We start from the raw sequence: 17,081 nt of genomic DNA, 5'->3' as shown, positions 1-17,081 counted from the left end.
CCCCCTGGCCGGAACCAGTTCCAGGGCTGCCTGGGAAGGGATGGAGAGTATGGCAAAGAAAAAATTTAAATTGCTGGCGGTGGGGGATAGTCCCAAACGCCGGGAACTGGCGGAGCTGATCCGGGATCAGTTTACCATTGTGGAAGCGGATACCGGGGCCCAGGCCGCAGAACTGCTCTGTCAGGAAAATCATATTGATGCCATTGTGGTGGTGCTGGCGCCGGGACAAGCGCTCCAGGACTTTCAGCAGCTCCACGACGATCCGGAGTACCATCGGATTCCCGTATTATTTGTGGTGCAGCAGGCCAGCTCCCAGAAAATGGAGGAGAGTTTCTCCTTTGGAGCGTTTGATGTAATGCCCCTGCCCATGGGGGACCCTTTTGTCCAGGCCCGGTTTGCCCATTTGCGCTACGCTTTGGAAAGTAAGAAAAACAGCGAGCTGCTCCAGAAGCTGGTGCGGCGGGCCATGAAGCAGGAAGACCCGGAGCAGTCCTTCCACTGCTTTTTGCGGTATGTGGGGCTGATGACGGGGGCGGAGCGAGCTTTTATTTTTGAAGGGCACTCCCGGGCTCCTTACGCCTGGTTCCGGAAGGATAACCTGACCACCCGGCTGAGAAGCGTGGCACCCCAGGATTTTAAGGCCATGGAAAAGACCATGGAAGCTTTGTTTGCCCAGTACGGCAGTCTGGCCATTGAGGATACGAGCCAGGTGGCCCAGGGCCGCAGGGAGACCCAGCAACTGTTCCGGAAGCTGGGCATACGGAATCTGGTGGCGTTTCCGGTGGAATTTCGTAATCGGCGGCTGTGCGTCATCTCCCTGGAGAATGTGCCGGAAAACCGGATCCGGGAAATGCGCCGGCTGCTGGAGCAGGCCATTACGCCGCTGATCATGCTGTTTGCCAACCGGAATACGGTGTTCCATCTCCGGGCCAACAGTGCGGTGGACCAGATGACGGGGACCCTGAATCGGAATGCTTTTGACCGGGTGAGTACTTCTTTGGAACCGGAAAAGAGCCTGGGGGTCATGTTTGCCGATGTGGACAATTTGAAGCGGGTAAACGATGAACAGGGCCATGACTGGGGGGACCGGCTGATCTGCGATGCAGCAGAAGCCCTGCTGCGGTTCCGCCATGGGGGCAACGTGTTCCGCATTGGCGGGGACGAATTTGTCATCTTGTGGCAGGGCCTGACGGAAAAGGACTTCCAGGACATTGGCCGGCGGCTGGAACGGCAGCTGGCAGAACGGAAGCTGCAGCTGTCCTTGGGCTTTACCTGGGCGCCGGATCTGGCCCAGGGGTTTGAAGCCATTCTGCGGCAGGCGGACCAAAAAATGTATGCCAACAAGCAGCAGCGGAAGGCCCAAGCGGAAAGCCCGGACACGCTGGTAAAGCCCTTTGAGCAGGCCCTGCAAAAGGGGGAATTTACCTTTGGCATTCAGCCGGTGGTGAATCCCCAGAACCGGAAGGTAATCGGCGGCGAAGCGCTGGCCCGGTGGGTCCGGGGCGGGGTGGTGCTGGAACCGGTACAGTTCCTGGAGGATATGGCCAAAACGTCCTTTATCTTCCAGCTGGACCAGTATATTTGGGAACAGGTGTGCAGGTACCAGCGGCAGCTGCTGAATCAGGGGATTCGGCCGCTGGCTTTATCTGTGAACATCCACGCCCGGGATTTTTCTCAGGGCGATGTACCCGGAACCATCCAGAAGCTGCTGCAAAAATACGGGCTTACCCGCAGGGAAATATTTTTTGAAATCCGGGAAGCGGAATACCGGTCGGATCCTTTGGTGCGCAGCGGGGCAGATGCCCTATATGACGCAGGGCTGGTTGTTTTTTTGGACGAGTTCGGGCTGGAGTACGATTCCCTGCAAACCCTGGGCAGCCTGAAAATCCGGGGCGTGAAATTCAGTTACCATCTGCGGCTGGATATTGGCGAAGACTACAAGCAGCAGATTATCAGCAGTATGCTGAATCTGGCGGAGCGCTACCGGCTTCTGGCGGTGGTGACGGGAATTGAAACTAGCGAACAGGACGAGTTTCTGGTCAAGAAGGGGTGCAACTGCGCCCAAGGGTTCTACTGGTATCATCCGATGAGCCCCCAATCCTTCCAGGCTCTTTTGGGCAAGGCGGATATGGTGCAGAATATGGAACGGCTGCTGATGGAACACAATGTGGGCAGCCTGACCGTGTACAGTCTGCTGAACGAGAATATTCTCAGCGAAACCAAGCTGAACAATTTGATTGGCCCCATGGCCATTGTGTCGGTGAAAAACGATGACAGCGTCGTGCGGGTGCGTCAGGTAAACCAGGCCTACTATAACCTGTTGGGCCAGGACGCCATGAGCCCGGAAAATTCCCAGCTGCCGGATATCCCTTTGGACCGGCGGGGAGAGACCCTGGTCAGCGCTTTCCGGAAAGCGGACAAGCGGCTGAGCAAGGGGCACGTCATTTCCTTCTATTACCGGGTGCCCCGGACTCAGGAGCGCAAGCACCTGGCAGCCAAAATTATTCCTATTGTGAAAAATCAGGAGTATCGGTATTATCTGGTACTGCTGCACAAGTACCGGCGGTAGGCCGGAATAAGCCGGTTATTTTTACTATAAGGTCTTTCTTTTATATTGAAATCAGTGTATAGTATATGCTAACAGAGTTAAAACTATTCTTTTCTGCAACTACTTGCAGAAGGCTCGCGGGCAAGAAGGTTTTTGCGCTGGCCATACTATATTGCGGCCCCTTTGTCTATTGAGGAGAATTGCTATGAATGCAAGCGAGCAAGAAAAAAACAAAAAAGAGCTGCTGGCCAGCTGTCTGGATCATTTACCCGGGGGTGTCCTCATCTGCGTGGAGGATCCGGAAGGCAGTATTTTATACGTAAATAAATATGTAATTGAGTTTATGGACTGTGCCACTGAGGCAGAGTTTCGTCAGCTGACGGGGGGCGTGCTTACCGGGATGGTCCGGCCGGAAGAACGGCGGGAGCTGTTCCAGGTGATGAAGCAGTTCCGGGAAGGCACAAGCACTTTTCAGCATATCCGCTACGCCGTGAAGACCCGCATCGGGCGGCTGCGCTACGTGGATGCCCTGGACTACCTGGTGGTGGAAGCCTCAGGAAGGCGGCTCCATTATATTTTCAATGTGCCGGGGGATGATCCGGTACTGAATCAGGACGCCCTGCCCGGGGTACGGAAGTTTTTTGACTATGCCAGGCAGCTGCCGGCGCTGATGCAGCAGGGAGGGAAAAATCCCAACCTGGCGGTGGTGGCCTTTCATGTGGACCATTATAAGATCTACTCCCTGAAGTATGGGGCAGCAGCTACGGAAAAACTGATCAGCCGCTGCGCGGCCATTCTTCAGGAAGTTTTTTCCGAAACCTTTCTGTTCAATTTATCGGAGGAACGGTTTGCCCTTTTGGCGCCGGTGAAGCAGCTGGAAGAAAAAATCCAGCAGGCCCATGCCAAAATGCGGGAAGAATATCCTGACCAGGTGGTGATGTTCCACTTTGGCAGCTACCTGCCCAGGATGGGCGGGGAGGATATGTACCGTTCTCTGCTGTGGGCGGAAACGGCCTGCGACAACCTGCGGGAAAAGCCGGAGGAGTTTTACCAGGAAGCTACGGCTCCTGTCCGGGAAAAGGTGCAGATTCGCCGCTATGTGGTGAGCCACATTGATGAGGCGGTGGAGAAGGACTGGATTCGGCCGTATTATCAGCCCCTGGTCCGGGCCAAAACCTTGGAACTGGTCGGGTTTGAAGCTCTGGCCCGCTGGCAGGAACCCAGCTGGGGAACGCTTTTGCCCGATGCCTTTATTGGGCCTTTGGAAACGTCCCACCAAATCGACAAGCTGGATCAGCAGATGATCCGCTGCGTGTGCCGGGAGTACCGGCAGCGGGTGGACGCCGGCAAGCCGGTGTATCCGGTATCGTTAAACCTGTCCGGGCTGGACTTTTTCCTGATTAATGCCTTTGCCACCCTGGAAAAATATGTAAAAGAGTACCGGGTGCCCCGGAATATGCTTCGGGTGGAAATCACTGAAACTCTGCTGGTAGGGCAGGAAGGTCGGATGGCCGAAGAAGTGAACCGGTTCCGGGAAGCGGGCTACCAGGTGTGGATGGACGATTTTGGCAGCGGCTATTCGTCCCTGCATACCCTGAAAAGCTGCAATTTTGACCTGATGAAGCTGGACAAGAAATTTCTCAGGCCCTTTACGGAGCGGGGAAAGAAAATCCTGGAAAATGTGCTGGAGATGACCCGGCTTTTGTGCATTCGTTCCCTGGGAGAAGGGGTGGAGAACCGGGAGCAGCTGGAATTTTTCCGGGCCCAGGGCTGCGAGCTTGTGCAGGGGTATCTGTTAGGGGTGCCATTGCCCTATGAGGACAGTATTACGGCTTGCCAAAAGCGGCTGCAGCAGCTGCGGAAAGCAGGTTTGAAATAAACGTACAAGAAGGCAGTGTGCGGCTTGAGGGCACTTGCCAACAATGAAAATCGACTTTTCTTTTTGGATAAAATATAGTATATTATAATCCTGATAAAATAATTGCAAAGGGATTTGTTGAGCCCTTCAGGGTCTCATTCTAGGGCTTGCCAGGATAGAAAGGAGTGCGGGCAGCCATCCACAGGGATATTGTACAACTACAGGATAAAAGCAAGCAGAAAAGCGGCTTTTCCTGGAATCTTGTAGCAGACATTGTACGCACAACAGGGCTGCTGCCGCTGTTGCTGTTACCTGAAGCTGCGGAGGAAGAGACATGACAGATAAGGAAAACAAAAGGGGTATTGCCATCGCCCAGGGCTTGGACTGTATGCCGGGGGGCGTGGTCATTTCCCGGGAAACCGGGGAACTCCTGTATGTGAACCCGTATATGGTGGCCTTCTACGATTGTGCAAGTGAAGAAGAGCTGCGGGAATATCTGGCTGACAATATGTACACCATGGTACGGCCGGAAGACCGGGAAAGCCTGCGCCAGCGCCTCCAGAAGGAGGAAAAGGGCCGGGAGCTGTACTACCGGATGCGGTATACGGTGGTCACCAAAAAGGGCCGGATCCGCCACGTAGATGCGGTGGACCGGCTGGTGGTGACACCGGAGGGAGAACGGCTGCACTATGGCTTCAGCCTGCCCATGTCAGAAACCGGGGTGGAGCAGGATGCCATGACCGGCACCCGGCGCTTTTTGTCCTATGCCAGCCAATTTTTGGAGATGTATCAGGAAGGGATGGCCATGCCGGCCCTGAATCTGATTTTCTTTAATGTGGAGCGGTTCAAGCTGTACAACATCAAGTACGGCATAGAGGCAGGAAATCAGCTGATTGCCCGCTGTGCCGCGGTGCTGCAGCAGGTCTTTGCCAATGATTTTGTCTTTTGCATTGCGGACGACCGGTTCGCCATCCTGACGGATGCTCTCCGGGTCCGGGACCGGGTCCAGGAGGTCCGGGAGATTCTCCGGCAGGAATATTCCGACCGGGTGGTGGCCTTCCACTTTGGAGGCTACCGGATTATGGATCCCCGGGAAGATCTGCACCAGGCGCTGGACCGGGCCAGGATGGCCTGCGAAAGCATCCGGGGACGGTTGGACACCTATTTCTATGAATGGACCGACCTTATGGCCGGCCGTATGGCCATCCGCAGCTATGTGGTGGGACATATTGACGAAGCGGTACAAAAGGGCTGGATTCGGCCCTACTACCAGCCGGTGGTGCGGTTGGACACCCTGGAGCCCGTGGGCTTTGAAGCCCTGGCCCGGTGGATCGATCCGGAGCGGGGGCTGCTGATGCCGGCGGACTTTATCGGTTCGCTGGAGGATTCCCAGCAGATTGACAAGCTGGACCGGCATATGATTGCCTCTGTTTGCCGGGAGTACCGGCAGCGGGTGGAGGCCGGAAAGCCGGTGTACCCGGTTTCGATAAACCTGTCCCGGCTGGACTTCTTCCTGTGCGATGCCTATGAGGTGCTGGAAGAAAATACCCTGAAGTACGGGGTGCCCCGCAATATGCTCCAGGTGGAAATTACCGAAAGTCTGCTGCTGGACCAGGGCCTTCGCATGACGGAGGAAATGGAACGGCTGCGCCGGGCTGGGTACCAGGTGTGGATGGACGACTTCGGCAGCGGGTATTCTTCCTTGAATACCTTGAAAACTCACGATTTTGACGTGGTGAAACTGGACCGGATGTTTCTGGAGCCCTTTACGGTGAAGGCCCAGAAAATCCTGGCGGCAGTGCTGGCCATGAACCATGCCCTGGGGATTCGGACCCTGGGTGAAGGTCTGGAGACGGAGGAGGAATTGGACTTCTTCCGCCGGGAACACTGCGAGCTGGCCCAAGGCTATTTGCTGGGACGGCCCCAGCCTTACGACGAAAGTTTGGCGGAATGCAGCAGGAAATGCCAGGCACTGCTGGGCAAAGAGAAAGACAAAAAAGAAATGGCGGCAGGGCTGGAAAAGCCTGTCTGAGAATAGATTTAGAGAGAAAGCTGTAACAAGCAAGCTAAGTAGGATAGCAGCGCCTGTTTTGTGGGGAAACGGGCAGAAACCATGAAAACGGCAGGGGTGCCCGCTGGGCGGCTCTGCGTACCAACCGAGTGAGGTTACAAGGATGAGAGGGAATACTATTCGTTTATTATTGGTGGCCGATGATCGGCGCCAAGCCTGGCTGAAAGGGCTGCTGCAGGAGAATTTTCGCTTTCTGACAGAGTCCGATGCTGCGTCTGCCCTGGCGCGGCTTCACCAGGAACGCCGGGTGGATGCTATTATTCTGGCACCCACCCAGGGGCGGGGGCTTGACGCCCTGCGCCGGATGCACACAGATCCGGTGTGTCACCATATTCCGGTGGCTCTGCTGTTGGAAAATGCCAGTGCGAAAGAACAGGAAGAAGCGTTCTCCCTGGGTGCAGTGGACGTGATTTCCCTGCCGGCGGAGGATGACCTGATCCGGGCACGGTTTACCCATTTGAAATACGAATTGGAAAAACAGAATACCCTGCGGCTGCTCCAGCGGATTGTCCGCCGGGCCATGAAACAGGAAGATCCAGACCAGATTTTCCTGCATTTTCTGCGGTATTTGGGACTGTTTTCCCAGGCAGAAAAAGTGTTTATTTTTGAAGGGGATTCCCATGCCCCGTATTATTGGAGTACCAGCGGCGAGGCCGGGGTGGGGGAGCGGACGGTTCCCCAGCGGGATTACGCAGCACTGCGAGAGACCATTGATGGCCTGTTTGCGAAATACGGCAGTGTGTTTATCAGTGATTTGTCCCGGTGCCCGTGCGAAGATGAAAAAGCGCTGGCGGTGCTGACTTCCTATGGGCTCAAGAGCCTGGCGGCGCTGCCCATTTATTTCAACCACCGGCGGCTGTGCGTGGTATGCCTGGAAAACGTGCCCCGGGACCGGATGAGACCTACCCGGATGCTGGTGAGCCATTTGAAGACGTCCCTGATCATGATGTTTGCCAATCGGAACTCGGTGTACCACCTCCGGGCCAACAGTTCCATTGACCAGATGACTGGGGCCCTGAACCGGAATGCCTTTGACCGGTACAGCCAGACCATTGATCCGGAAGAAAGTATTGGGGTGCTGTTTGCGGACCTGGATAACCTGAAACAGGTCAACGATCAGATGGGCCACAGCTGGGGGGACCGGCTGCTGTGCGATATGGCAGAGGCTCTGATGCGCTACCGGTTTGGGGGCACGGTATTCCGCATAGGCGGGGACGAGTTTGTGGTGGTGTGGCAGGGCCTGTCCAAAGACGCTTTCTACGCCCTGGGCCAGCAGATTCGCCGGCATTTGGCGGAGCGGAACCTGAACAATTCCATGGGCCTGTATTGGGCCCCTGATGTGCGCAAGGGCTTTGATGCGGTGCTCCGGGCTGCGGACCAGCAGATGTACAATGAAAAGAGCCAGCATCGGCTGATCTGCCGCAGCACCAATAAGGAAGAAAGCCTGTTTGTGGAAGCTATGGCCAAGGGAGAATTTACGCCGTTTTTGCAGCCCATTGTGAATCCCCAGACCAATAAGATTATCGGGGCAGAGCTGCTGGCCCGGTGGATTCGGGGCGGGGTGATTCTGGAACCGTCCCATTTCCTGGACGAAATGGAACAGGACGCCTTTATTTTCCAACTGGATTCCTATCTGTGGGAAGAAGCCTGTAAGCTCCAGCGGGAACTGCTGGACAAGGGGCGGAAACCCATTCCGCTGGCTGTGAACGTCAATGCCAAGGATTTCTATTTGGGAAACGTCCCCCGGCTGATTCGGCAGCTATTGGAGAAGTATGACCTGCCCTATGAGCTGTTGATTTTAGAAATCAAGGAGCGGGATTACCGGCGCAACTCCCTGGTCCACAGCTGCGTGGACAATATGTACGATAAAGGGGTCTTTACGGTCATGGACCAGTTTGGCATGGAATATGATTCCCTCCAGGTACTGCCCACCTTGAAGGTGCGGGGGGTAAAGTTCAGCTGGAACCAGCGCCAGGATATTTCGGAAGAGTATAAGCAGAAGGTGCTGGAAAGTCTGATGAACTTGGCCGAACGCCAGGGGCTGATTGTCAACGTGGCTGGCATTGAAACCGCGGAGCAGGCCCAGATGGTGATCCGGCAGGGCGGCGGCTGCGCCCAGGGCTTCTACTGGTACCGGCCGCTGGAATGCCGGGCTTTCCGGAGACTGCTGGCAACGCCGGGGCTGACCCAGCCGCCCAAGGACCAGTCCATGCTGAGCCTGAACGTAGGAACGCTGACGGTGTACCACCTGCTGGCGGAGAATATCATCAGCGAGGCCCGGCTCAACGATATTATTGGGCCCATGGCCATTATTTCCGTGAAAAATGATGACAGCCAAATCCGGATGCGCCAGATGAACCGGGCGTACTACCGGCTGGTGGGGCGGTCCCCCCAGGATCCTTCCCTGAGCGTGGTGGACAACATTCTGACCGATGAACCGGGACAGGACCTGCTTACGGCCTTCCATCGGGCAGACGGCCGGCCGGACAGCGGCCATTTGATTTCCTTCCGGTATACCTGTCCGGGAGAATTGGAGCCCCGGCATTTGGTGGCCCGGATTCTGCCCATTGGTAAGAACGACCATTTCCGGTACTACCTGGTATTCCTGCACAAGTTCCGGTGAAAAAATTTTAGAAACAAGTTTTTGTACACTAACTTATATGTAGAAAACCCCTGTGGGGCTAACAGGGAAAGATACGCAAAAAAGGCATACTGCTCAAGCTGCTGGCGGCGAGAGCGGTATGCCTTTTTGTCCGGGGCGGGGTTAGGGGAGCGCCTTTCAGACGAAAAAAAATCCTGCCGCCGCAGCGACAGGATAAATTTTCAATGGTGGAACTAACTGGACTCGAACCAGTGACCCCCACGATGTCAACGTGATACTCTAACCATCTGAGCTATAGTTCCTTAAACAATGAGATAATTTTACCCGAAAGTGGCGTTATTGTCAAGGGCAATACGGGGTTTCCTGTTTCTTTTTTACCTTAGAAACGATATAATGATTACATATGCAAGTTTGCAGACTGCCGGAGAAAACGGCCGGAGGTCTTTTTTCCTGAGCCGCGGAAAGCCTGAAACCGGGCGGCTGGGCAGCTGCTGAAGACAATAAGGGAGGTATTCTCTATGTGGAAAAAATTTGTGACCCTGCTGCTGTTCGCCGTTTGTGTGGCAGTGGCTGCCTGCGGCAGTGCGGAGGCTCCCAAGGCTGCCAGCACCAAGGCAAATGCCAAACCCCAGCGGGTGCTTGCGCTGTTTGATACCAGTAAAGGAAAGTTCCAGGTGCAGTTAGCCACGGAGGCAGCACCCAAAACCTGCGCCAATTTCATCAAACTGGCGGAATCGGGCTTCTATAATGGGCTGACCTTCCACCGGGTGATTGATGGCTTCATGATCCAGGGGGGCGATCCCCAGGGCAATGGCACCGGGGGGCCTGGCTACACCATTCCTGATGAGTTTTCTGACCAGATTCGTCACAGCGGCCCGGGCATCCTTTCCATGGCCAACCGGGGCCCCAATACCGGGGGCAGCCAGTTCTTCATTACCCTGGAAGCCACGCCCTGGCTGGACGGCAAGCATGCGGCTTTTGGCCGGGTCGTCGAAGGCATGGACGTGGTCCAGGCCATTGGCAAGGTAAAGACCGATGCCCAGGATAAGCCGGTGGAACCGGTAATCATCAAGACCATTACCATCAAAACGCTGGACTAGACAGGAGGAGCGGAGTTTGACAGAACAACTAGAAAAACGGTTTGCTTTCCGGGATTCCCGGGAAATGGTGGCCGTGCTGGGAGAAAATGACGAATACCTGCGTCTTTTGCAGCAGCAGTTGGACTGCACCCTGATTCCCCGGGGCAATGAATTGATTGCTTCCGGCTCGGAAGAAGCGGTGGGTTATACGGAAAAGTTGGTTTCTGAACTGCTGTACCTGTACCGCCAGGGGCTGCCGGTTACGGAGCACGATGTAAAGTACGGGCTGCGGCTGGTGCTGGAGGGCAAGGAAAGCCAGCTCCATACCCTGTACACGGATACGGTGCTGACCACCTTCCGGGGCAAGCAGGTCAAGGCCAAGACCCTGGGCCAGCTCCAGTATCTGAAGACCATTGGGGAAAATGATATTACCATTGCCATTGGGCCGGCGGGCACGGGGAAAACGTACCTGGCAGTGGCCATGGCGGTGAAGGCGTTAAAAAATAAGGAAGTGGAACGGATCATCTTGACCCGTCCTGCGGTGGAAGCCGGAGAAAAACTGGGTTTTCTGCCGGGGGATTTGCAGGAAAAGGTGGACCCGTACCTGCGGCCGCTGTACGATGCCTTGTACGAAATGCTGGGTATGGAAGTATTCCAGAAGCACCTAGCCCGGGGCACCATCGAAGTGGCGCCGCTGGCCTACATGAGAGGGCGTACCCTGAACGACGCCTTTATCATTTTGGACGAGGCCCAGAACACCACGGCGGAACAGATGCGCATGGCCCTGACCCGGTTTGGCTTTGGCTCCAAGCTGGTCATCACCGGGGACGCTACCCAGGTGGATCTGCCCAGCGGGAAACAGTCAGGGCTTACCAATGCGGCATATGTGCTGCGGAACGTGCCGGGAATCGGGATTATCCAATTTTCCGAGCGGGACGTGGTGCGCCACGAGATTGTAGGGGCCATTATCAAGGCCTATGAAAACTACGACCGGAAGAAGAAAGAAAAGGAGCAGGCGAAAAACCATGATCGTAACACTGGAGAATAACCAAGAAGAAATTCAGGTACCGGAAGAACTGGAAGCAACCCTGAAAAAGGCCATGGACATCATTGCCCGGCTGGAGAAGCTGACGGACAACACGGAAGTGGATATTACCATTGTGGACAACGACGAAATCCACCAGCTGAACCGGGATTACCGGGGCATCGACCGTCCCACGGACGTGCTTTCCTTTGCCCTGGACGAGGGGGACGAGGAACCGGAAGTGGAAGACGGGGAAGCCGAGCATCTGCTGGGGGACGTGATCATTTCTGCTCCCCGGGCCGTAGAGCAGGGGGAAGAGTTTGGTCATGGGCTGAACCGGGAAATGACCTACCTGGCGGTCCATGGGATGCTGCATCTCCTGGGCTATGACCATATGGAAGAAGCGGACAAGCAGGTAATGCGGGCCCGGGAGGAGCAGGTGCTCCGGGAACTGGACCTGGCGGAAGAAAAGTACGGAGGCTGAGATGGCGCTTGATGCGGAATTGTTCCAGGCGGCGGTGAAGGCCCGGGAAAACGCCTATATTCCCTATTCCCACTTTGGGGTGGGGGCGGCAGTACGAGCCAAGGACGGACGGATTTTCACCGGCTGCAATATCGAAAACGCTTCCTATGGGCTGACAGTGTGTGCCGAGCGGAACGCTATTTTTGCGGCGGTAAAGGAAGGGGTACGGGAATTTGCGGCCCTGTGTGTAACGGCGGACACCCCGGCGCCGGTAGCTCCCTGCGGGGCCTGCCGGCAGGTGATGGCGGAATTTCAGATTCCTGTAATTTATTTGACCAACCTGAAGGGCGACGTGAAGGAAACTTCTTTGGAAGAACTGCTGCCCTACAGTTTTGACCTATAAGCATGACAAGCAGAAAGGAAATTTGCATGGAAGCTGCTGAACAAAAACAACATCGGGCGGGCTTTGTGGCTGTGGTAGGCCGCCCCAACGCAGGGAAATCCACCCTGGTGAATAAACTGGTGGGGGAAAAGGTGGCCATTATTTCTGACCGGCCCCAAACCACCCGGAACCGGATCCTCAGCATTTTGAGCACCGCTGAGGCTCAGGTGATTTTCCTGGATACTCCCGGGCTGCACAAGCCCCAGGACAAGCTGGGGGAACATATGGTGCGGGCTGCGGAAGGCGCCATCCAGGATGTGGACCTGGTGCTGTACGTGGTAGATGCCAGCGAGAAATTCGGCAAGGGTGAGGAAACCATTCTGGAACGGCGGCGCAATTCCTGCCGGGTACCGGCTATTCTGGTGCTGAACAAGATTGACCAGCTGGGGGACAAGAGCCGGCTTTTGCCCATCATTGCCCGGTTCCAAAAGGAATACGATTTTAAGACGGTGGTCAGCCTGTCGGCCCTGGAAGATACGGATTTTTCCGCCCTGCTTGAGGAAATCATCGGCTGCCTGCCCTACGGACCGGATTTCTATCCGGAGGATATGTACACGGACCAGCCGGAAAAGGTCATGGCCGCCGAAATCATCCGGGAAAAGGTGCTGCAGCTGACCCGGGACGAAGTGCCCCACGCTGTGGCGGTGCAGGTCCAGGAAATGAAGACACGGGACAACGGCATGGTCTACGTCCGGGCCGACCTGTTTGTGGAACGGGATTCCCAAAAGGCCATTCTGATTGGCAATAAGGGCAGTATGCTAAAGGAAATCAGCAAGCGTGCCCGGCTGGATATTGAAGACCTGGTGGGCAGCCGGGTGTACCTGGAGCTTTGGGTGAAGGTACGGCCCAAATGGCGGGAAAAAGAGGGCGATTTGAAGCGCCTGGGCCTGGCCAGCGACCATAACCAATATTGACCGGAATGGGCTGTTATTGTATAATTATTTACTAAGTAGTGCTGTAATTTATAAAAATTGTTATGTTAAAATACTATAGAAGGAGAGATGTCCTATAGACTCGGGGCCTTTACTAGGGCGCATATTGAAACCAATTTTATATCCTTTTGCCTATGTCTTTTATCATCTGGGGCGGGGTCTGTTCCATTTTATGGGAATTGAACCGGTCCATCCCGGCACCAGCCATTCCGAAGATGATCTGCGGAAAATGGTCAGTGCCAGCGAAAAGGGCGGCAGCATCGACCCGGTGGAAAGCCGGCTGATCGATAATGTCTTTGACTTTGCGGACCGGGTGGCCCGGGAGGTCATGGTGCCCCGGCAGGATATGGTCTGCCTGTTTGTGGATGATACGGTGGAGGAAAACCTGGCGGTCATCAAGGAATCGGGCCATACCCGGTATCCTCTGTGCCGGGAAGACCGGGACCACATTCTGGGGATTATCCATATCCGGGAACTGATGAATGCGGACTATCAGAAACCGGATTTCAACTGGACCAGCATCATGCGGGAAATCGACGTGGTGCCGGAAAGTATGTCCATTGCCAAAATCCTCCAATTGATGCAGCACAAGCACGTGCAGATGGCTGCGGTGGCCGACGAATACGGCGGCACGGCGGGACTTGTTACCATGGAAGACCTGCTGGAGGAAATCGTTGGGGACATCCAGGACGAACACGATACGGATATGCCGGAAATCAACAAGATGCCGGACGGGTCCTATGTGTTTGACGGGCTGGTGCTTTTGGATGAGGTGTCCGAAATCATGGGCATCCAGTTTGATGAACCGGAAGAGGATACCATCGGGGGCTATGTGTTTGGCCTCATTGGCCGGCAGCCCGTGGTGGGTGACAGTGTGGAAGCCAACGGCTACAAGTTTGAGGTGCTGGATTCTACCGGGTTCCGGGTGCTCCGGGTCCGGGTCATTCCCCTGAAAAAAGACGACCAGGAGAAAGAAGCGGCTGTCCATGAGCAGTGAAGTATATCAAGACGAAGCAATTGTATTGCGGGTGAAAAATTGGCAGACTGCGGATAAGTTCGCAGTCTGCTTTTGTCGTGAACACGGGAAAATCCCGTTTATTGCCTACGGGGCGGCCTACGCCCGGAACCAGAGCGGGCGGCTGGTGCAGCCCTTTGCCCATTTGCAGGTTTCCCTTTTGCCCGGGCGGCGTTTTGCTACCCTGCGGGGCTGCGAAAGCCTGGAGCGGCCGGCGGAAATGGATTGGGAAGGGCTGGCCTACGGGGCCATTATCGGAGAAACGGCGGAAAGTCTTTTGGGGGACGAAGAACCCCAGGAGGAGATTTTCCAGCTGCTGGTAGATGCCTACCGGCTGCTGCCCAAACGGAACAAACGGCTGGTAACGGACAGCACGCTGCTGAAGCTGCTGGCCCTGTGCGGCTTGCAGCCTATTTTGGATAGCTGCACCAGCTGCAATGAACCGGTTACCGAGGACGGCTTTTTCAGCCTGGTCCAGGGGGGCTTTTTGTGCAAAAACTGTGCCCTGGGGGAGGAGCTGCCCATGTCCTTGGGGACCCGGGACCTGATGGAGCAGCTGCTGCAGCTGGACCTGGCCCAGCCGCCCAACTTTACGGTGCGGGGCCGGGAACTGATGGAAATGGAGAAAATCCTCCATGCGTTTATTGTGTACCAGACGGACCGGCCCCTGCACAGCCTGGACTTTCTGGCCCAGATGGAGAATACTGCTCATGGCCAATAAGGAAGTCCTTAAACTGATTTTAAAAGAGCGGGTGGACCTGCTCTTTTGGGTGATGCTGCTTTTTAACTGCGTTACCACTTTCGTGACCCCGGCGGTGGATTGGTACGCTCCCTATAAACTGGTGCTGCTGCTGTGGCTGTGTTCCGGGGCCTGGCTGCTGCTGCCCTTGGCCAGCCGGCTGCGGCAGGAAGGGACCAGCTGGGGGCTGGCGGTTTTGGCGCTGCTGGTGGGTACGGTGTACCTGCTGCCTCTGAGCTGGCCCCTGAAGGTGGAGTATCCGCTGCTAGAAGGGTGGTTCCTTTTGACGGTGCCCCTGATTTTGTGCAATGTCTGGCGGCACTTCGGCTGGCGGGAAATGCTCCAGCCCCAGGGCCTGCTGTGGACCCTGTGGCCGGTGCTGCTCCTGGGCGGAGCGGTGTGGTGCGTGGAGGATCCGGACCTGGGAAGTCTGGGGGCGGCCCTGCTCCAGCAGGTGTTCTACCTGCTTTTGGGCTGCCACTATGCAGCCTGCGGGGTGACCTACCGGAAACGGTGGCTCTTTACCCTGGGGCTGCTGCTGGTTACCCTGGGCTTTTGGGCCTGCGTGGTAAGTTATTCTTTCGTACTGCCCTTCTACGCCTACTATCTGCTGTGGGCGCTGGGCTTTTTGGTGCTGGAACTGGTCTTTCCTCTGATGAAGCCAGGGGAAGGAGATAGGAGATAAATATGAAACTGATTACCTGGAATGTAAACGGGCTGCGGGCCTGTATGAATAAGGGCTTTGCAGATTTTATGCAGGCAGCGGATGCAGATATTTTCTGCGTCCAGGAAACGAAAATGCAGCGGGAACAGGCGGCTTTTGCCTTTCCGGGCTACTATGAGTACTGGAACAGTGCCGAGAAAAAGGGGTATTCCGGTACGGCTATTTTCAGCAAGACGGAGCCTCTCTCGGTAACCTATGGCCTGAATATCCCGGAGCACGACAACGAAGGCCGGGTGATTACCGCCGAGTACCCCAGCTTTTACCTGATTTGCGTGTATACCCCCAATTCCAAGCGGGGCTTGGAACGGCTGGATTACCGGATGGTGTGGGAGGATGCCTTCCAGGCCTATGCGGAAGAATTGGCCAAAACCAAGCCGGTGATTGTCTGCGGGGATTTGAATGTGGCTGCCCAGCCCATTGATCTGAAGAATCCGGACAGCAACCACCATAACGCCGGGTTTACCGACGAGGAGCGGGCCAAGTTCCAGCAGTTCCTGGCAGGGGGCTTTGTGGATTCTTTCCGGCGGCTGTATCCGGACAAGGCGGAAGCCTATACCTGGTGGTCCTATATGTTCAAGGCCCGGGAACGGAACGCAGGGTGGAGAATCGACTATTTCCTGGTATCCCAGAACGGGGCGGAAAATATTGAAGATGTGATCATTCATTCCGACGTACTGGGCAGCGACCACTGTCCGGTGGAGCTTCAGTATAAGGCGTAAGGAGGCGGGCAGATGGAAGGGGTATTTATCGGGGACCTGGTAGGTTCGGCCTACGAATGGACCGGGTTTAAAAGTAAGGAGTTTCCCTTGTTTTCTGCCAAATGCCGGGTGACCGACGACTCCCTGATGACCTGTGCGGTGGCGGAGGCCTTTGCCAAGGCCCAGCAGGAAGGCAGGCTGGGGGAGGACGCCTACGTGGAAGGTCTTTTGGCCCACTTTATGCGGAACATCGGGCTGCGGTACCCTGACGCCGGCTACGGCAGCAAGTTTTTGTACTGGCTGCAGCACAAGGAGCTGGGGCCCTATGGCAGTTTTGGCAACGGAGCGGCCATGCGGGTGGCTCCGGCGGCGTATTTTGGCCGGACCCTGGAAGAAGTGGAACATCTGGCGATGGTGTCCGCCCGGGTAAGCCACAACCATCCCAGTGCCTATAAGGCCGCCAAGGCGGTGGCCGGGTGCGCGTTTCTGGCCCGCAAAGGGGCGGACAAGGACGGCCTGGGCGCCTATGCCGGCCGGTACTACAATCTGCATTTTACGGTGGAGGGCATCCGGGACAGCTACCGGGGAGATTCCTCCTGCGACAACTCGGTGCCCCAGGGAATTGTTTCGTTTCTTGACGCGGACTCCTTTGAGGATGGGCTGCGCAATGCGGTGTCATTGGGCGGGGACAGCGATACCCTGGCGGCCATTGCAGGCGCTATTGGAGAACCGTTCTTTGGCATTCCTCCGCTGCTAGTGGTGGAAGCAAGAAAGTATTACCTGCCGGAACTGAAGAAGTGGGAAAATGCCTAAGCAAAAATGGACTAGGAAAACGTGGCTTTCACGTTTCCTAGTCCATTTGTTTTAGGGGGTTAGCCCCAATCCC

14 protein-coding genes and 1 tRNA gene are annotated in these 17,081 nt (G+C 55.9%); 14 read left to right on the top strand and 1 reads right to left on the bottom strand.

The window, feature by feature from the left end; translation table 11 throughout:
* Window positions 1-49: 49 nt before the first annotated feature.
* The 4 genes from DW089_RS07890 (at window position 50) to DW089_RS07875 (ending at window position 9,100) form a co-directional block, all read left to right on the top strand.
* Window positions 50-2,569 carry a GGDEF domain-containing response regulator gene (locus DW089_RS07890; RefSeq protein ID WP_158572341.1) on the top strand — a complete coding sequence of 840 codons (2,520 nt, stop codon included), beginning with the start codon at window positions 50-52 and terminating at the stop codon, window positions 2,567-2,569.
* Window positions 2,570-2,753: 184 nt separating this feature from the next.
* Complete coding sequence (locus DW089_RS07885) at window positions 2,754-4,427, top strand: GGDEF domain-containing phosphodiesterase (RefSeq protein WP_118287037.1); 1,674 nt, start codon at window positions 2,754-2,756, stop codon at window positions 4,425-4,427.
* A 313-nt stretch (window positions 4,428-4,740) separates the two neighbouring features.
* The gene (locus DW089_RS07880; RefSeq protein ID WP_105326000.1) at window positions 4,741-6,438 is read left to right on the top strand and encodes a sensor domain-containing phosphodiesterase; all 1,698 of its coding nucleotides are present in this window, start codon (window positions 4,741-4,743) and stop codon (window positions 6,436-6,438) included.
* Between the two features lie 142 nt (window positions 6,439-6,580).
* Window positions 6,581-9,100, top strand: a complete 2,520-nt coding sequence (locus tag DW089_RS07875; RefSeq protein ID WP_118287036.1) for a GGDEF domain-containing response regulator — start codon at window positions 6,581-6,583, stop codon at window positions 9,098-9,100.
* Window positions 9,101-9,304: 204 nt separating this feature from the next.
* Here the strand turns inward: DW089_RS07875 and DW089_RS07870 are convergent.
* Window positions 9,305-9,381, bottom strand: a tRNA-Val gene (locus DW089_RS07870).
* Between the two features lie 216 nt (window positions 9,382-9,597).
* On the opposite strand from DW089_RS07870, the gene DW089_RS07865 reads away from it, so the two are divergent.
* The 10 genes from DW089_RS07865 (at window position 9,598) to DW089_RS07820 (ending at window position 17,008) form a co-directional block, all read left to right on the top strand.
* A complete protein-coding gene (locus tag DW089_RS07865; RefSeq protein ID WP_105325998.1) occupies window positions 9,598-10,179 on the top strand; it encodes a peptidylprolyl isomerase in 582 nt (193 codons plus the stop codon).
* A gap of 16 nt (window positions 10,180-10,195) precedes the next feature.
* Window positions 10,196-11,206 (top strand): PhoH family protein, encoded by a 1,011-nt coding sequence (locus DW089_RS07860; RefSeq protein WP_118287035.1) that lies wholly within the window; start codon window positions 10,196-10,198, stop codon window positions 11,204-11,206.
* The gene (gene ybeY / locus DW089_RS07855) at window positions 11,184-11,666 is read left to right on the top strand and encodes an rRNA maturation RNase YbeY (RefSeq protein WP_105325996.1); all 483 of its coding nucleotides are present in this window, start codon (window positions 11,184-11,186) and stop codon (window positions 11,664-11,666) included. The genes DW089_RS07860 and ybeY overlap by 23 nt, the downstream gene beginning before the upstream one ends.
* A 1-nt stretch (window position 11,667) precedes the next feature.
* Window positions 11,668-12,048 carry a cytidine deaminase gene (locus tag DW089_RS07850; RefSeq protein ID WP_105325995.1) on the top strand — a complete coding sequence of 127 codons (381 nt, stop codon included), beginning with the start codon at window positions 11,668-11,670 and terminating at the stop codon, window positions 12,046-12,048.
* A gap of 2 nt (window positions 12,049-12,050) precedes the next feature.
* Window positions 12,051-13,001, top strand: a complete 951-nt coding sequence (era, locus tag DW089_RS07845; RefSeq protein WP_233547576.1) for a GTPase Era — start codon at window positions 12,051-12,053, stop codon at window positions 12,999-13,001.
* A gap of 190 nt (window positions 13,002-13,191) precedes the next feature.
* Window positions 13,192-14,016 carry a hemolysin family protein gene (locus tag DW089_RS07840; protein ID WP_233547575.1) on the top strand — a complete coding sequence of 275 codons (825 nt, stop codon included), beginning with the start codon at window positions 13,192-13,194 and terminating at the stop codon, window positions 14,014-14,016.
* Window positions 14,006-14,755 carry a DNA repair protein RecO gene (recO, locus tag DW089_RS07835; RefSeq protein ID WP_105325992.1) on the top strand — a complete coding sequence of 250 codons (750 nt, stop codon included), beginning with the start codon at window positions 14,006-14,008 and terminating at the stop codon, window positions 14,753-14,755. Before DW089_RS07840 ends, recO begins: the two co-directional genes overlap by 11 nt.
* Window positions 14,745-15,458 (top strand): hypothetical protein, encoded by a 714-nt coding sequence (locus tag DW089_RS07830; RefSeq protein WP_105325991.1) that lies wholly within the window; start codon window positions 14,745-14,747, stop codon window positions 15,456-15,458. Before recO ends, DW089_RS07830 begins: the two co-directional genes overlap by 11 nt.
* A gap of 2 nt (window positions 15,459-15,460) precedes the next feature.
* Complete coding sequence (locus DW089_RS07825) at window positions 15,461-16,216, top strand: exodeoxyribonuclease III (RefSeq protein ID WP_105325990.1); 756 nt, start codon at window positions 15,461-15,463, stop codon at window positions 16,214-16,216.
* A gap of 12 nt (window positions 16,217-16,228) precedes the next feature.
* Window positions 16,229-17,008 carry an ADP-ribosylglycohydrolase family protein gene (locus tag DW089_RS07820; protein ID WP_105325989.1) on the top strand — a complete coding sequence of 260 codons (780 nt, stop codon included), beginning with the start codon at window positions 16,229-16,231 and terminating at the stop codon, window positions 17,006-17,008.
* Window positions 17,009-17,081: the final 73 nt, after the last annotated feature.

The organism is Acidaminococcus sp. AM05-11 (assembly GCF_003472805.1).
In the GTDB taxonomy this organism is placed as follows: Bacteria; Bacillota; Negativicutes; order Acidaminococcales; family Acidaminococcaceae; genus Acidaminococcus; species Acidaminococcus hominis.
The sequence above is the reverse complement of the archived record's forward strand: the minus strand, read 5'-3'. Positions and strand labels throughout refer to the sequence as shown.

What these genes read in the sequence shown, in the direction of transcription:
- DW089_RS07890 (WP_158572341.1), top strand. Translation starts at nt 50, where the DNA reads ATGGCAAAGAAAAAATTTAAATTGCTGGCGGTGGGGGATAGTCCCAAA.
- DW089_RS07885 (WP_118287037.1), top strand. Translation starts at nt 2,754, where the DNA reads ATGAATGCAAGCGAGCAAGAAAAAAACAAAAAAGAGCTGCTGGCCAGC.
- DW089_RS07880 (WP_105326000.1), top strand. Translation starts at nt 4,741, where the DNA reads ATGACAGATAAGGAAAACAAAAGGGGTATTGCCATCGCCCAGGGCTTG.
- DW089_RS07875 (WP_118287036.1), top strand. Translation starts at nt 6,581, where the DNA reads ATGAGAGGGAATACTATTCGTTTATTATTGGTGGCCGATGATCGGCGC.
- DW089_RS07865 (WP_105325998.1), top strand. Translation starts at nt 9,598, where the DNA reads ATGTGGAAAAAATTTGTGACCCTGCTGCTGTTCGCCGTTTGTGTGGCA.
- ybeY (WP_105325996.1), top strand. Translation starts at nt 11,184, where the DNA reads ATGATCGTAACACTGGAGAATAACCAAGAAGAAATTCAGGTACCGGAA.
- DW089_RS07850 (WP_105325995.1), top strand. Translation starts at nt 11,668, where the DNA reads ATGGCGCTTGATGCGGAATTGTTCCAGGCGGCGGTGAAGGCCCGGGAA.
- era (WP_233547576.1), top strand. Translation starts at nt 12,051, where the DNA reads ATGACAAGCAGAAAGGAAATTTGCATGGAAGCTGCTGAACAAAAACAA.
- DW089_RS07840 (WP_233547575.1), top strand. Translation starts at nt 13,192, where the DNA reads ATGGGAATTGAACCGGTCCATCCCGGCACCAGCCATTCCGAAGATGAT.
- recO (WP_105325992.1), top strand. Translation starts at nt 14,006, where the DNA reads ATGAGCAGTGAAGTATATCAAGACGAAGCAATTGTATTGCGGGTGAAA.
- DW089_RS07830 (WP_105325991.1), top strand. Translation starts at nt 14,745, where the DNA reads ATGGCCAATAAGGAAGTCCTTAAACTGATTTTAAAAGAGCGGGTGGAC.
- DW089_RS07825 (WP_105325990.1), top strand. Translation starts at nt 15,461, where the DNA reads ATGAAACTGATTACCTGGAATGTAAACGGGCTGCGGGCCTGTATGAAT.
- DW089_RS07820 (WP_105325989.1), top strand. Translation starts at nt 16,229, where the DNA reads ATGGAAGGGGTATTTATCGGGGACCTGGTAGGTTCGGCCTACGAATGG.